The sequence below is a fragment of the Microcella indica genome (assembly GCF_013414345.1).
GTDB classification, from domain to species: Bacteria; Actinomycetota; Actinomycetes; order Actinomycetales; family Microbacteriaceae; genus Microcella; species Microcella indica.
In genome coordinates this window covers 1335789-1348736 of the sequence record NZ_CP058670.1, presented here as the reverse complement: position 1 = coordinate 1348736, position 12948 = coordinate 1335789, and the positions used below count along the sequence as shown (strand labels likewise).

Here is a 12948-nt window from a genome sequence, read left to right as displayed (position 1 = left end):
TACAGCGGTGCCTCTGGCCCCGCACCCCACGCTCGCCTACTGTGGGTCTATGCCGTCACCGAAAGTCTTTGGAATCGTGCTCGCCGGTGGCGAGGGGAAGCGCCTCATGCCCCTCACGGAGGATCGAGCGAAGCCCGCGGTGCCCTTCGCGGGCGGCTATCGGCTCATCGACTTCGCGCTCTCCAACCTCATCAACTCCGGCCTGCGCCAGGTCGTCGTGCTCACGCAGTACAAGAGCCACTCCCTCGACCGTCACATCTCCCAGACCTGGCGGCTCACGGGCATGCTCAACGCCTACGTCGCGTCCGTGCCCGCCCAGCAGCGCCTGGGCAAGCGGTGGTTCTCTGGCTCAGCCGATGCCATCTACCAGAGCCTCAACCTCATCCGCGACGAGAAGCCCGACATCGTCGTGGTCGTCGGAGCCGACCACGTCTACCGCATGGACTTCCGCCCCATGATCGAGGCCCACATCGAGAACTCGGCCGGTGTGTCCGTCGCCGGAATCCGTCAGCCGATCGCGCTCGCCGACCAGTTCGGCGTCATCGAGACCGACCCTGCCAACCCGCAGCGCATCGCCGCCTTCCACGAGAAGCCCCAGAATCCCGTGGGGCTCGCGGATGCACCGCACGAGGTGCTCGCCTCGATGGGCAACTACGTCTTCGACGCCGATGTGCTCATGGACGCCGTCGTGCGCGACAGCGACAACGCGGAGTCGAACCACGACATGGGCGGTGACATCGTGCCCGACTTCGTGCGCAAGGGCGAGGCCTTCGTCTACGACATGAAGCGCAACGTCGTGCCGGGCTCGACGGATCGCGACCGTGACTACTGGCGTGACGTGGGAACGATCGAGTCGTTCTTCGAGGCCCATCAGGACCTCATCTCCGCCCTGCCGATCTTCAACCTCTACAACGCCGACTGGCCGATCTACTCCCAGCAGCTCAACTCCCCTCCCGCGAAGTTCGTGCGCGACGCGGAAGGTCGCAACGGAGACGTCATCGACTCGATCGTGTCGCTCGGCTCGGTCATCTCGGGCAGCCACATCGAGCGCTCCGTGCTCGGCCCGTGGGTGGTCGTGGAGTCCGCGAGCATCACGGATGCCGTCGTGTTCGAGCGCACGACGATCGGCGCAGGAGCGACCGTGCGGCGCGCTATTCTCGACAAGGACGTCGTCGTGGCACCCGGCGCGCAGGTCGGTGTCGACCACGACGCCGACCGCGCTCGCGGCTTCACCGTCACCGAGACGGGCATCACCGTGGTCGGCAAGGGCACGGTCGTCGAGGCCTGAACCGGCCGCTCTCCGCTGGAGTCGAGAAGGAGCCCTCCCACCCCATGGCGCGATTCCTCGTCGTCCTCGATGTCGACTCGACCCTCATCGAGGAGGAGGCGATCGAGCTGCTCGCACGAGAAGCGGGCTCCGGCGATCTCGTGGCCGCGGTCACGGCGCGCGCGATGGCCGGCGAGCTCGACTTCGCCGAGTCGCTCCGCGAGCGCGTCGCGACGCTCGCGGGTCTCAGCAGTGCGGTGTTCGCCGAGCTGGCCCCGAGCATCCATCTCACGTCCGGCGCTCTCGATCTCGTCGACGGCGTGCACGCCGGCGGCGGGGTGATCGGCGTCGTCTCCGGCGGGTTCCACGAGCTGCTGGATCCTCTCGCCGCCTCGCTCGGGCTCGACCACCATCGCGCCAACAGGCTCGGCGTCGCCGCGGGCGTGCTGACCGGCACGACCGATGGGCCGGTCGTGGATGCCGCGGCGAAGGCCGATGCCGTGCGCGAGTGGGCGACGGCGCACGGGCTGCCGCTCGAGCGCACGATCGTCGTCGGTGATGGTGCCAACGACCTCGAGATGATGCGCGTCGCGGGGCTCTCGATCGCGTTCGATGCGAAGCCCGTCGTGTGCGCGACCGCGAGCGTGTGCGTGCCTGAGCGCGATCTCTCCGCGGTGCTTGCGGTGCTGGGCCTGCGCAGCTAGTCGGCCTGCGCGGGTCAGTGCCCCATGCCGAGGCCGCCGTCGACGGGGATCACGGCGCCGCTGATGTAGGCGGCGTCGTCGCCGGCGAGCCACGTGACGACGCGCGCGACCTCCTGCGGGGTCGCGAAGCGCCCAGCGGGGATGCTCGCGCGGTAGGTGGCCTGCTGGTCCTCGGGAAGGGCAGCAGTCATGTCGGTCTCGATGAAGCCCGGGGCGACGACGTTCGCCGTGATGCCACGACCCCCGAGCTCGCGCGTGAGCGAGCGCGCGAAGCCGACGAGAGCCGACTTCGACGCGCTGTAGTTGACCTGACCCGCGGAGCCGAGCAGTCCGACGACGCTCGAGATGAGGATGACGCGGCCGAAACGCGCCTTGAGCATCCCCTTCGATGCGCGCTTGACCGTGCGGAACGCGCCCGTGAGGTTCGTGTCGATCACGTCCGTGAAGTCGTCCTCCGACATGCGCATCAGGAGCGTGTCGCGCGTGATGCCGGCGTTCGCGACGACCACCTCGACGGGCCCGAGCTCGGTCTCGACCGCCGTGAACGCGGCGTCGAGCGAGGCGGAAGCCGTCACATCGGCCGTGACCGTGAGGGCCCCTTCCGGTCCGGAGCCTGAGCGTGCTGTCACGGCCACGCGGTGGCCCTGGGCGAGGAATTCCTCGGCGATCGCGAAGCCGATGCCGCGATTGCCGCCGGTCACGAGAACGGTGCGCTGGGTGGTCATGGGCATCAAGCATATGCGCAGGCCCGCGGGGTACGATCGCCTCACCATGAAGCCCGCATCCGCCGCGATCACGAGCCTGCCGGAGTCCCCCGACGACGAGCGGCGCGACCGCATGATCAAGTACTCGATCGCCATGGGCGTGCGCATGCTGTGCATCGCAGCGTGCTTCGTCGTGCCCGGCTGGTGGATGCTCCTGCCCGCTGCGGGCGCCGTGATCCTGCCGTACATCGCCGTCGTCGCGGCCAACACGGTCGCGTCGCCGCGAGGGCGCGACGTCGAGCGCCCCGGTTCCATCGTGCGCGTGATCCCGCAGGGTGACGCGGCGTGATCGATCTGCCCGGTGCGATCTCCGGCACGCGGTGCTCCCGCAGCGGGTGCCGTGCGGCGGCGGAGTGGGCGGTGAACTGGCGCAACCCGCGCATTCACGGCCTCGACCGCGTGAAGGTGTGGCTCGCGTGCGATGAGCACCGCGACTACCTGTACGACTACGTCGACGCACGCGGCTTCCCGGTGACGCTCACACCGGCCGGCACTGTCGTGGAGAGCCTTCCCGACCGGGACGGTCCGCGCGATCAGGAAGAATAGGCCCGTGAGCATCCTAAGCCTCGCGGCGAGCCGACGCTGGCTGGGGTGGCTCGCCTTCACAGCGCTCTTCGCCGTCGTGTGCGTCGCGCTCGCTCAGTGGCAGTGGGCTCGCCGTCTCGACGCCGTCGCCGATATTCGCGTCGTCGCCGAGAACTGGGATGCGGCTCCCGTGCCGCTGACCGAGGTGCTCCCGGGCGGCGCGCCGCTCGACCCCGAGCGGGAGTGGACGCCCGTCGTCGTCGAGGGCGAGTACCTGCTCGACGATCAGCTGCTCGTGCGCAATCGTCCCTTCGCCGGCAGGCCGGGCTTCGAGGTTCTCACCCCGTTCGCGCTCGAGGACGGCAGGGTTCTCATCGTCGATCGCGGGTGGCTGCCGACGGGCTCGCAGCAGGACTCCCCCGACGCGGTGCCGGCTCCACCTCGGGGCCGCGTCGAGGTGATCGCCCGTCTCAAGCCCGGCGAGCCGACCCTGCCCGGCCGCGGTGCGCCCGAGGGGCAGGTGGCGACGATCCACCTGCCCACGATCGCGCAGGAGGTCGACCAGGGCGAGGTCATCACGGGCGCGTACGGGCTGCTCGCGGAGGAGGACCCGGCGACGGTCGAGCGGCCGGTCGCGGCGACACGGCCCGTGGCGGACGAGGGCCCGCACCTGAGCTACACCTTCCAGTGGTACCTCTTCGCACTCCTCGGCTTCGTGGGCTACGGCTGGGCCCTGCGTCAGGAGTGGCGCGGGCTGCGCGGCATCGAGGCGGCACCGTCGCGGCGTGGCCCGAGCGACGCCGATGAAGAGGATGCTCTGCTCGACGAACGGCGCTGACGCGGCCGCACCCGTCGCGGCGGCCAGGGCAGCAGCGGCGGGTCAGGCGAGCGCGATGAGCTCGGCGTAGTCCTTCGTCCAGAGGTCCTCGACACCGTCGGGCATGATGAGCACGCGCTCGGGGTTGAGCGCCTCGACAGCGCCCTCGTCGTGGCTCACGAGCACGACCGAGCCCGAGTAGGCGGCCAGGGCACCCAGGATCTCCTCGCGGCTCGCGGGGTCGAGGTTGTTGGTCGGCTCGTCGAGCAGCAGGAGGTTCGCCTTCGATACGACGAGCGTCGCGAGCGATAGCCTCGTCTTCTCGCCGCCCGAGAGCACTCCGGCCGGCTTCTGCACGTCGTCGCCGACGAAGAGGAAGGAGCCGAGCACGCTGCGGGCCTCGCGCTCGGTGATGGCGTCGGAGGAGCTCATCATGTTCTCGAGCACGCTGCGGCGGGTGTCGAGGGTCTCGTGCTCCTGCGCGTAGTAGCCGATGCGCAGTCCGTGACCGGGCTCGAGCACGCCCGTGTCGGGCTCGTCGACGCCCGCGAGGATGCGCAGGAGGGTGGTCTTGCCCGCGCCGTTGAGGCCGAGGATGACCACTTTCGATCCGCGGTCGATCGCGAGGTCGACGGAGGTGAAGATCTCGAGCGAGCCGTAGCTCTTCGAGAGGTTGTGCGCCTGCAGGGGCGTCTTGCCGACCGGTGCGGGGTCGGGGAACCGGAGCTTGGCGACGCGGTCGACAGCGCGCACCTCATCGAGGCCGGACAGCATGCGCTCGGCACGCGCGACCATCTGGTGCGCGGAGGCCGCCTTGGACGCCTTCGCCCCGAAGCGCGCCGCCTGCAGCTGCAGCGCCGTCGCCTTCTTCTCGACGTTGGCGCGCTCCTTCTTGCGACGCTCAGCGTCCGCTTCGCGCTGACGCAGGTAGTGCTTCCAGCCCATGTTGTAGATGTCGATGACCTGGCGGTTGCCGTCGAGGTAGAAGACGCGGTTGACGGTCTCCTCCACGAGCGCCACATCGTGGCTGATGACGATGAAGCCGCCCTGGTAGGCCTTGAGGAACTCCCGCAGCCACACGACCGAGTCGGCATCGAGGTGGTTGGTCGGCTCGTCGAGGATCATCGTCTCGGCGTCGCTGAAGAGGATGCGGGCCAGCTCGATGCGGCGCCGCTGACCGCCCGACAGCGTGCTCAACGGCTGGCCGAGAATGCGGTCGGGCAGGTTGAGGTTGCTCGCGATCGCCGCAGCCTCCGCCTCGGCCGAGTAGCCACCGAGCGACTGGAAGCGGTCGGTCAGACGGCTGTAGCGGGCCATGGCCTTCTCGGCGACGGCGGGGTCGTCGCTGCCCATCTCGACCCCGGCCTGCTGCAGCTCGAGGACGATCGAGCCGAGTCCCCGGGCATCCAGGATGCGGGTTCTGGCCAGCTGCTCGGGGTCGCCCGCGCGAGGGTCCTGCGGTAGGTAGCCGATCTCGCCCGTGCGCGTGATCGTGCCACCAGTGGGCTGGCCCTCCCCCGCGAGGGCGCGCGTCATCGTCGTCTTGCCGGCGCCGTTGCGCCCCACGAGGCCGACCTTGTCGCCCTTGTCGACCCGGAAGGAGACATCCGCCATGAGCAGGCGCGCACCGACCCGGATCTCGAGGTCTTGCACAGCGAGCACAGCAAACGTCCTGTTCTTTGGTGGGATTCGGTGGACCCGGCGCACGGGGGCCAGCCCGATAGTCTAGCCGTGTCCCGACCCTTGACCCTGTGTGAGGAAGACCACTGTGACGATCGCCTCCCCCGCCCTGCCTCGCCCCACCCTCGTCGACCGCGTCGTGAGCCGCAGCCTCGCGACGGACGCCGCCCTCGTCGTCGCCGGTACCGCGCTCGTCGCGATCCTCGCGCAGGTCGCGATTCCGCTGTGGCCGGTACCCGTCACGGGCCAGACCCTCGCCGTCCTGCTCGTCGGGGCATCCCTCGGTGCCGCGCGCGGAGCCGCCTCGTTGTCGCTCTACGCCCTCCTCGGCGGACTCGGCCTGCCCATCTACAGTGACGCGGCATCCGGCTGGACGGTGCTCCTGGGCCCCACCGGCGGGTACATCCTCGGCTTCATCGCTTCCGCCGCGATCGTCGGCTGGGCTGCTGAGCGCCAGTGGGACCGCGGGTGGTTCAAGCCCTTCGTGACCTTCATCGGCGGGTCGATCGTCGTCTTCGCGATCGGGCTTCCGTGGCTCGCCCTCTCCCTCGGCCAGCTCGGCCTGCCGAACGACGTTGGCGCGGTTCTCGCCTCGGGCTTCCTGCCCTTCATCATCGGCGGAGTGATCAAGGCGGCTATCGCCGCAGCGCTCATGCCGCTGCTCTGGCGTGCGGCCGAGAAGCGCGAGCGAACGGCCGAGTAGTTCGCGCGGGGCTCAGATGCTGAAGCCCCACCGCCTGTCGGCGGAGCGCTCGGAATTGACGGTCCACTGGACCGTCAAATGCTGAATCCGAGCCGCCTGTCGGCGGAGCGTTGGGCACTGAGAGCCCACTGGGCTCTCAGATGCTGAAGCCCAACCGCCTGTCGGCGGAGCGTTGGTCACTGAGAGCCCACTGGGCTCTCAGATACTGAAGCCCAACGCTCTCATCATGTCGCGGCCGTCGTCGGTTATCCGCTCCGGGCCCCACGGGGGCATCCAGACCCAGTTGATGCGGAACTGCTCGACGATGCCGTCGAGCGAGTTCGCGATCGACTCCTCGATGACGTCCGTGAGCGGGCATCCCGCGCTCGTGAGAGTCATCGAGATGATGAGGGCGTCAGACTCCTCATCCCAGGCGAGGTCGTAGACGAGGCCCAGGTCGACGATGTTGACCCCCAGCTCGGGGTCGACGACATCCTTGAGCCCCTCCTCGACCTCGTCGAAGAGCTTCGGTTCGAGTGCAGTGGGCATGGCGATCAGTGTACGGGGGCGCCCGCGGTGTAGCGATCGTAGCCCTCGTTCTCCAAGCGCTCTGCCAGTTCGGCGCCACCCTGCTCGGCGATGCGGCCCTCGACGAAGACGTGCACGAAGTCGGGCGTGATGTAGCGCAGGATGCGCGTGTAGTGCGTGATGAGGAGCACCCCGAGATCGGTGTTGTCCTTGACGCGGTTGACGCCCTCGGAGACGATCTTGAGCGCGTCGACGTCGAGCCCGCTGTCGGTCTCGTCGAGCACCGCGATCTTGGGCTTCAGCAGCTCGAGCTGCACGATCTCGTGGCGCTTCTTCTCGCCGCCCGAGAAGCCCTCGTTGACGTTGCGCTCCGTGAAGCCCGCGTCCATGCGCAGAGCTTCCATCGACGTCTTGAGGTCCTTGACCCACGACCGCAGCGGCGGGGCCTGGCCGTCAAGAGCGGTCTTCGCGGTGCGGAGGAAGTTTGAGACGGTGACGCCGGGAATCTCAACCGGGTACTGCATGGCGAGGAAGAGCCCGGCCTTGGCGCGCTCGTCGACGCTCATCGCGAGCACATCCTCGCCGTCGAGGGTGATCGACCCCGAGTCGACGGTGTAGCGCGGGTGGCCAGCGATCGTGTAGGCGAGAGTCGACTTGCCGGAGCCGTTGGGGCCCATGATGGCGTGGATCTCGCCCGAGTTGATCGTGAGGTCGACGCCGCGGAGGATCGGCGTCGTGCCCTGGTCGGTCTCGATGCTCACGTGGAGGTCGCGGATGATGAGAGAAGTCATGGTCTGACAGTCCTTTACGGCTTGGGTGTCGGGTCGACGAAGATGTCGCCGTCGGTGATCGTGACGGCGTAGACGGGCACCGGCTCGTAGGCCGGGAAGTTGCGGGGAGCGCCGCTCGCGAGATCGAACTTCGACCCGTGGGCCCAGCACTCGATGGCCTCGTCCTCGACGAAGCCCTCGGAGAGCGAGATCTCGCCGTGCGTGCAGGTGTCGCCCAGCGCGTGGACGGCGCCCGAGGAGTCCTTGACCACCGCGATGGGAGTGCCCTCGATCACGACGCGCATCGCTGTCGCGGGCGCGAGCTCGGCATCGGAGCAGACACGAGTAGCGGCCACGACTAGATCACCTCGATCTGGGCGAGCTCTGCCTCGATGGCCGCGAGCAGGCGCTCCTGGAGGGCGGCGTTGCCGATCTTCTGCACGACCTCGACGAGGAAGCCGTGCACGACGAGACGGCGCGCCTCGGGTTCCGGCACACCGCGGGAGCGCAGATAGAAGAGCTGCTCGTCGTCGAATCGGCCGGTGGCGCTCGCGTGGCCAGCTCCGGCGATATCGCCGGTCTCGATCTCGAGGTTCGGGATCGAGTCGGCGCGCGTGCCATCGCTCAGGACGAGGTTGCGGTTCTGCTCGTAGGAGTCGGTGCCGGTCGCATCGCGACCGATCAGCACGTCACCGACCCAGACGGTGCGCGCCTTGGCGCCGTTGAGAGCGCCCTTGTAGTTGACGCGGCTCACGGTGTGCGGCGCGACGTGGTGCACGAAGACGCGCTGCTCGAGGTGCTGCCCTGCGTCGGCGAAGTAGAGCCCGAGCAGCTCGCCGTGAGCGCCCTCCCCCGCGAGTCGTGCCGACGGGTTCACCCGCACGAGCGCACCGCCGAGGGAGACGACGACGTGCTTGAGGCTCGCGTCGCGGTCGACACGCGCGAACTGGCTGGAGAGGTGCACGGCCTCGTCGTCCCACTCCTGCAGGCTCACGACCGTGAGCTGCGCGCCCTGCTCCACGACGATCTCGACGTTCTCCGACAGCCGGGCGGGGCCCGAGTTGTCGATGATGACGAGCCCGCGCGCGTTGGGGCGCGCCGTGATCACAGTGTGGGCCGCTCGAGGTGCGGCGTCCGGGCTCGCGCGCCGAATGGTCACCTCGACAGGGGTCTCTGAGGTGAGCGTGACCGCGTGCGCCTTCTCGAAGGAGCCCCACGCGTTGGCGGCGGCACGCTCTTCCGCGAGCCCCGCGGACCCGACACGCGGGTCATCGCGCGCGATCCACTCGCTCGTGACGCCCGGGGCGTCCGTGACCTCGACGGGAAGCGGGCTGCCGTCGAGGGCATCGTCGATGAGGTCGCGAGCAGAGTCGACGGGCGTCAATCGCCACTCGAGCTCGCGCCCCGTGACCTCGGGGAAGTCGTCGTGCAGCGCCGACGCGAAGCGCTCAGAGCGTGTCTGGACGGGAACGGGTGAACCGGGGCCGTGCGCGTGCTCAGTGGCACCGGGCACGACGCGATCGGTGTCGATGGCGGAACTCATCTAGCCTACGGATCCTTCCATGCTCATCTCGATGAGCTTGTTGAGTTCGAGTGCGTACTCCATGGGCAGCTCGCGGGCGATGGGCTCGATGAACCCGCGCACGATCATGGCCATGGCCTCATCCTCCTCGAGTCCGCGCGACATGAGGTAGAACAGCTGCTCCTCGCTCACGCGCGAGACGGTGGCCTCGTGGCCGAGCTGCACGTCGTCGACGCGGATGTCGATCGCCGGGTAGGTGTCGGATCGCGAGATCGTGTCGACGAGCAGGGCGTCGCAGCGCACGGTGTTGGCCGAGTGGTGAGCCGTGGCATCGACGCGCACCTCGCCGCGGTAGCCCGCGCGACCGCCACCACGGGCGATCGACTTCGAGACGATCGACGACGTCGTGTGCGGCGCCATGTGGATCATCTTCGCGCCCGCATCCTGGTGCTGGCCGGGGCCGGCGAAGGCGACGGAGAGCGTCTCGCCCTTCGCGTGCTCTCCCATGAGGAAGATCGAGGGGTACTTCATCGTCACCTTGGAGCCGATGTTGCCGTCGATCCACTCCATCGTCGCACCCTCGTGGGCGACAGCCCGCTTCGTGACGAGGTTGTACACGTTGTTCGACCAGTTCTGGATGGTCGTGTAGCGCACGCGGGCGTTCTTCTTGACGATGATCTCGACGACCGCGGAGTGCAGCGAGTCGCTCTTGTAGATCGGCGCCGTGCAGCCCTCGATGTAGTGCACGTACGAGCCCTCGTCGGCGATGATGAGCGTGCGCTCGAACTGACCCATGTTCTCCGTGTTGATGCGGAAGTAGGCCTGCAGCGGGATGTCGACGTGCACGCCAGGCGGCACGTAGACGAACGATCCGCCCGACCAGACGGCCGTGTTGAGAGCGGCGAACTTGTTGTCACCCTCGGGGATGACCGTGCCGAAGTGCTCCTCGAAGAACTCGGGGTGCTCCCGCAGCGCCGTGTCGGTGTCCATGAAGATGACACCCTGCTGCTCGAGGTCCTCGCGGATCTGGTGGTAGACGACCTCCGACTCGTACTGAGCGGCGACACCCGCGACGAGGCGCTGACGCTCCGCCTCCGGGATGCCGAGCTTCTCGTACGTCTCCTTGATGTCGTCCGGCAGGTCTTCCCAGCTCGTCGCCTGCTTCTCGGTCGAGCGCACGAAGTACTTGATGTTGTCGAAGTCGATGCCGGAGAGGTCGGCGCCCCACAGCGGCATCGGCTTCCTGCCGAACATCTCGTAGCCGCGCAGGCGCTTCTTGAGCATCCACTCCGGCTCGTTCTTGAGACGCGAGATGTCGGTGACGACGTCGGCGTTGATGCCGCGGCGCGCGGTCGCTCCCGCGGTATCGGAGTCGGCCCAGCCGAATTCGTACTGGCCGAGCCCCTCCAGTTCGGGTCGGTCGATGAGCACGTCTGACATGCGATTCCTCTCCTTTGCCGAACCCAACCCGAGATCGCCCTCGGGCATTCCTGCGCCTGATCGTGCGGTGTGCGCTCTCCGTCGCAGGCGTCGGGTTGTTGCTCAATGAACGCGCATACACTGACCTCGTACTCGAGGCTGGGCGCTGCAGTTCTCGCGAATCTCGCGATCGTCACTGATTGATGAGCTCCCGCGATCCTACAGGCCCGCACTGGAATGAGGAGGAAGCAGACCGTGAATCGGCTGTGGCAATGGTTCCCGACCACGATCGACCGCCGAGTGCGCGTGGTCGCCTGGGCGTCGCTCGTCTCGCAGATCCTCATCGTCGGCACGGGGGGCGCGGTGCGCCTCACCGGGTCGGGCCTCGGCTGCCCCACGTGGCCCCGGTGCACGGCCGACTCGTTCGTGGCGACGCCCGAGATGGGCATCCACGGCATCGTCGAGTTCGGCAACCGACTGCTGACCTTCGTCCTCATCGTCATCGCCCTGCTGGCGTTCCTCTTCGTCGTGCGGATGCGACGCGAGCGCCCCGAGCTGCTGCGGCTCACGCTTGCCCTGGGTCTCGGCATCATCGCGCAGGCGATCATCGGCGGCATCACGGTGCTCACGGGCTTGAACTCCTGGATCGTCGGCCTGCACTTCGTCGTGTCGAGCGTGCTCGTGGCCCTCGCCGCCGTGCTGGTGCACCGCGTCTATCGCGGTCGCGTCACTTCTCGCTTCGCCGTCCCGGCTCCCGTGCGCCTCCTGGCACACGCGACCGCCGTCGGCGTCTGGGTGACTGTTCTCGTCGGCATCGTCGTCACGGGCTCGGGTCCGCACGCCGGCGACGCCGACACGCCGCGCAACGGCCTCGATCCCGCGGTGTGGCAGCACGTGCACTCCTGGCCCGCCTACATCACCGCGGCGCTCAGCGTTCTGCTGCTCGTCGCCGCGGTGCGCGTCGGTCACGCTCCCCTGCGCCGCGCTGTCCTCGGACTCCTCGCTGTCGAGGCGGTGCAGATGGCCGTCGGGCTCGCGCAAGCGCGTCTCGGGCTGCCCGAACTCCTCGTGGGCGCGCACATGGTGCTCGCGTGCGTGCTCGTCGCGGCACTCACGCACGTGCTCCTCACCTTGCGGGTGAGCGAGGGGTCAGCGTCGCAGGCGGGCGCGCCGGATCAGAAGGGCAGCAGCGGGTCGATCGCGACGCCGACGAAGAGCAGCGTCAGATAGGTGTTGCTCACGTGGAACACCCGCATCGGCGCGGCTTCCCGCCCGGTTGACGCCCGCGAGTACAGGCGGTGGCTCTCGACCACGAACCAGCCGCCGGCCACGACCGCCATCGCGCTGTAGAGGGCGCCCATGCCCGCGACCGGGATGAGCATGAGAGACATGACGACGGTGGCCCAGGCGTAGAGGACGACCTGGATGCTCACCACGGCCTGCTCGCGCACCACCGACAGCATCGGCACGCCCACGGAGGCGTAGTCGGCGCGGTACTTCATCGAGAGCGGCCAGTAGTGCGGGGGCGTCCACAGGAAGATGACGAGGAAGAGGATGAGCGGCGCCCAGTCGAGTGAGCCCGTCACGGCGCTCCAGCCGATGAGGACCGGGAAGCATCCCGCGATCCCGCCCCACACGATGTTCTGCTCGGTGCGTCGCTTGAGTACGAGGGTGTACACGAACACGTAGAAGAGGATCGCGGCGAGCGCGAGCCCTGCCGCGAGCGCGTTGGTCGTCAGGAGCAGCCACGCGATCGAGACGACGCCGATGATCCACGCGAAGCCGAGCGCTTCGCGATCACTGAGCTCGCCCGTCACGAGAGGCCGCTTGCGCGTGCGGTTCATGATGCGGTCGATGTCGCGGTCGAGGTACATGTTGAACGCGTTCGCCGAGCCTGCGGCGAGAGATCCGCCGACGAGAGTCGCCACCACGAGCCCCAGATCGGGCACGCCGCCCTCGGCCAGGAACATGACCGGCACGGTCGTGATCAGCAGGAGCTCGATCACGCGCGGCTTCGTCAGAGCGACGTAGGCGGTGAGGAGACGGCGGAATCCGCGGCGACGGGAGGTCAGAGGCTGATCGAGCGCGGTATCCATGTCTCCTCTTCGGCCGTGTCGAGCACGCACAGTCTACGGGAGCCGCCCTGAGCGGCCGCCGGGGCGCATGCTGCCCGGTGCGAGCGGCCTCCCTATACTGGGCTGTGCTTGTCAACCGCACGTATTCCGTCTCTCGAACGGAGCGCATCGCGCTCGGGTGGAGTGCGGACAGGA

Annotated in this window: 15 protein-coding genes; 7 read left to right on the top strand and 8 right to left on the bottom strand. The window is 68.5% G+C overall.

Translation table 11 applies throughout. The annotated features are described in order from the left end of the window. Nucleotides 1-49 precede the first annotated feature (49 nt). Nucleotides 50-1288: a glucose-1-phosphate adenylyltransferase gene (glgC, locus tag HUJ41_RS06520; protein ID WP_179871878.1), complete on the top strand. Its 1239-nt coding sequence runs from the start codon at nt 50-52 to the stop codon at nt 1286-1288. A 44-nt stretch (nt 1289-1332) separates the two neighbouring features. Next, nucleotides 1333-1971, top strand: a complete 639-nt coding sequence (gene serB, locus HUJ41_RS06515) for a phosphoserine phosphatase SerB (protein ID WP_179871877.1) — start codon at nt 1333-1335, stop codon at nt 1969-1971. A 14-nt stretch (nt 1972-1985) separates the two neighbouring features. Here the strand turns inward: serB and fabG are convergent, their stop codons facing one another. Beyond that, nucleotides 1986-2696 carry a 3-oxoacyl-ACP reductase FabG gene (gene fabG, locus HUJ41_RS06510; protein ID WP_179871876.1) on the bottom strand — a complete coding sequence of 237 codons (711 nt, stop codon included), beginning with the start codon at nt 2694-2696 and terminating at the stop codon, nt 1986-1988. A gap of 46 nt (nt 2697-2742) precedes the next feature. Between fabG and HUJ41_RS06505 the strand changes: the two genes are divergently transcribed. Genes HUJ41_RS06505 through HUJ41_RS06495 form a run of 3 tightly spaced genes read left to right on the top strand, consistent with a single transcriptional unit; the run spans nt 2743 to nt 4098 of the window. Then, complete coding sequence (locus HUJ41_RS06505; RefSeq protein ID WP_179871875.1) at nt 2743-3024, top strand: DUF3099 domain-containing protein; 282 nt, start codon at nt 2743-2745, stop codon at nt 3022-3024. After that, nucleotides 3021-3281: a hypothetical protein gene (locus tag HUJ41_RS06500; protein WP_348531826.1), complete on the top strand. Its 261-nt coding sequence runs from the start codon at nt 3021-3023 to the stop codon at nt 3279-3281. The genes HUJ41_RS06505 and HUJ41_RS06500 overlap by 4 nt, the downstream gene beginning before the upstream one ends. 4 nt (nt 3282-3285) lie before the next feature. Further along, nucleotides 3286-4098 carry an SURF1 family cytochrome oxidase biogenesis protein gene (locus HUJ41_RS06495; protein WP_179871874.1) on the top strand — a complete coding sequence of 271 codons (813 nt, stop codon included), beginning with the start codon at nt 3286-3288 and terminating at the stop codon, nt 4096-4098. A 42-nt stretch (nt 4099-4140) separates the two neighbouring features. Here the strand turns inward: HUJ41_RS06495 and HUJ41_RS06490 are convergent, their stop codons facing one another. Beyond that, entirely contained in the window at nt 4141-5739 is a 1599-nt protein-coding gene (locus HUJ41_RS06490; RefSeq protein ID WP_179871873.1) for an ABC-F family ATP-binding cassette domain-containing protein, read from the bottom strand. A 106-nt stretch (nt 5740-5845) separates the two neighbouring features. On the opposite strand from HUJ41_RS06490, the gene HUJ41_RS06485 reads away from it, so the two are divergent. After that, nucleotides 5846-6460 carry a biotin transporter BioY gene (locus HUJ41_RS06485; protein ID WP_179871872.1) on the top strand — a complete coding sequence of 205 codons (615 nt, stop codon included), beginning with the start codon at nt 5846-5848 and terminating at the stop codon, nt 6458-6460. 198 nt (nt 6461-6658) lie between these two features. Here the strand turns inward: HUJ41_RS06485 and HUJ41_RS06480 are convergent, their stop codons facing one another. Genes HUJ41_RS06480 through sufB form a run of 5 tightly spaced genes read right to left on the bottom strand, consistent with a single transcriptional unit; the run spans nt 6659 to nt 10699 of the window. Next, the gene (locus tag HUJ41_RS06480; RefSeq protein WP_100822755.1) at nt 6659-6988 is read right to left on the bottom strand and encodes a metal-sulfur cluster assembly factor; all 330 of its coding nucleotides are present in this window, start codon (nt 6986-6988) and stop codon (nt 6659-6661) included. Between the two features lie 5 nt (nt 6989-6993). After that, nucleotides 6994-7758 (bottom strand): Fe-S cluster assembly ATPase SufC, encoded by a 765-nt coding sequence (gene sufC, locus HUJ41_RS06475; RefSeq protein WP_152582825.1) that lies wholly within the window; start codon nt 7756-7758, stop codon nt 6994-6996. A 14-nt stretch (nt 7759-7772) separates the two neighbouring features. After that, on the bottom strand, nt 7773-8093 hold the full coding sequence (locus HUJ41_RS06470) for a non-heme iron oxygenase ferredoxin subunit (protein WP_179871871.1): 321 nt from the start codon (nt 8091-8093) through the stop codon (nt 7773-7775). A gap of 2 nt (nt 8094-8095) precedes the next feature. Continuing rightward, nucleotides 8096-9280, bottom strand: coding sequence for a Fe-S cluster assembly protein SufD (sufD, locus tag HUJ41_RS06465; protein ID WP_179871870.1), 1185 nt, complete (start codon nt 9278-9280; stop codon nt 8096-8098). Then, on the bottom strand, nt 9281-10699 hold the full coding sequence (gene sufB, locus HUJ41_RS06460; protein WP_179871869.1) for a Fe-S cluster assembly protein SufB: 1419 nt from the start codon (nt 10697-10699) through the stop codon (nt 9281-9283). 234 nt (nt 10700-10933) lie between these two features. Between sufB and HUJ41_RS06455 the strand changes: the two genes are divergently transcribed. Continuing rightward, entirely contained in the window at nt 10934-11908 is a 975-nt protein-coding gene (locus tag HUJ41_RS06455; protein WP_224744383.1) for a COX15/CtaA family protein, read from the top strand. On the opposite strand, the gene HUJ41_RS06450 is transcribed toward HUJ41_RS06455, so the two are convergent. After that, complete coding sequence (locus tag HUJ41_RS06450) at nt 11854-12774, bottom strand: heme o synthase (protein ID WP_179871867.1); 921 nt, start codon at nt 12772-12774, stop codon at nt 11854-11856. The genes HUJ41_RS06455 and HUJ41_RS06450 overlap by 55 nt on opposite strands. Between the last annotated feature and the right edge of the window lie 174 nt (nt 12775-12948).

Excerpts from the sequence above, each read along its gene's own strand:
- glgC (WP_179871878.1), top strand. The coding sequence starts at position 50 with ATGCCGTCACCGAAAGTCTTTGGAATCGTGCTCGCCGGTGGCGAGGGG.
- serB (WP_179871877.1), top strand. The coding sequence starts at position 1,333 with ATGGCGCGATTCCTCGTCGTCCTCGATGTCGACTCGACCCTCATCGAG.
- fabG (WP_179871876.1), bottom strand. The coding sequence starts at position 2,696 with ATGACCACCCAGCGCACCGTTCTCGTGACCGGCGGCAATCGCGGCATC.
- HUJ41_RS06505 (WP_179871875.1), top strand. The coding sequence starts at position 2,743 with ATGAAGCCCGCATCCGCCGCGATCACGAGCCTGCCGGAGTCCCCCGAC.
- HUJ41_RS06480 (WP_100822755.1), bottom strand. The coding sequence starts at position 6,988 with ATGCCCACTGCACTCGAACCGAAGCTCTTCGACGAGGTCGAGGAGGGG.
- sufC (WP_152582825.1), bottom strand. The coding sequence starts at position 7,758 with ATGACTTCTCTCATCATCCGCGACCTCCACGTGAGCATCGAGACCGAC.
- sufD (WP_179871870.1), bottom strand. The coding sequence starts at position 9,280 with ATGAGTTCCGCCATCGACACCGATCGCGTCGTGCCCGGTGCCACTGAG.
- sufB (WP_179871869.1), bottom strand. The coding sequence starts at position 10,699 with ATGTCAGACGTGCTCATCGACCGACCCGAACTGGAGGGGCTCGGCCAG.
- HUJ41_RS06450 (WP_179871867.1), bottom strand. The coding sequence starts at position 12,774 with ATGGATACCGCGCTCGATCAGCCTCTGACCTCCCGTCGCCGCGGATTC.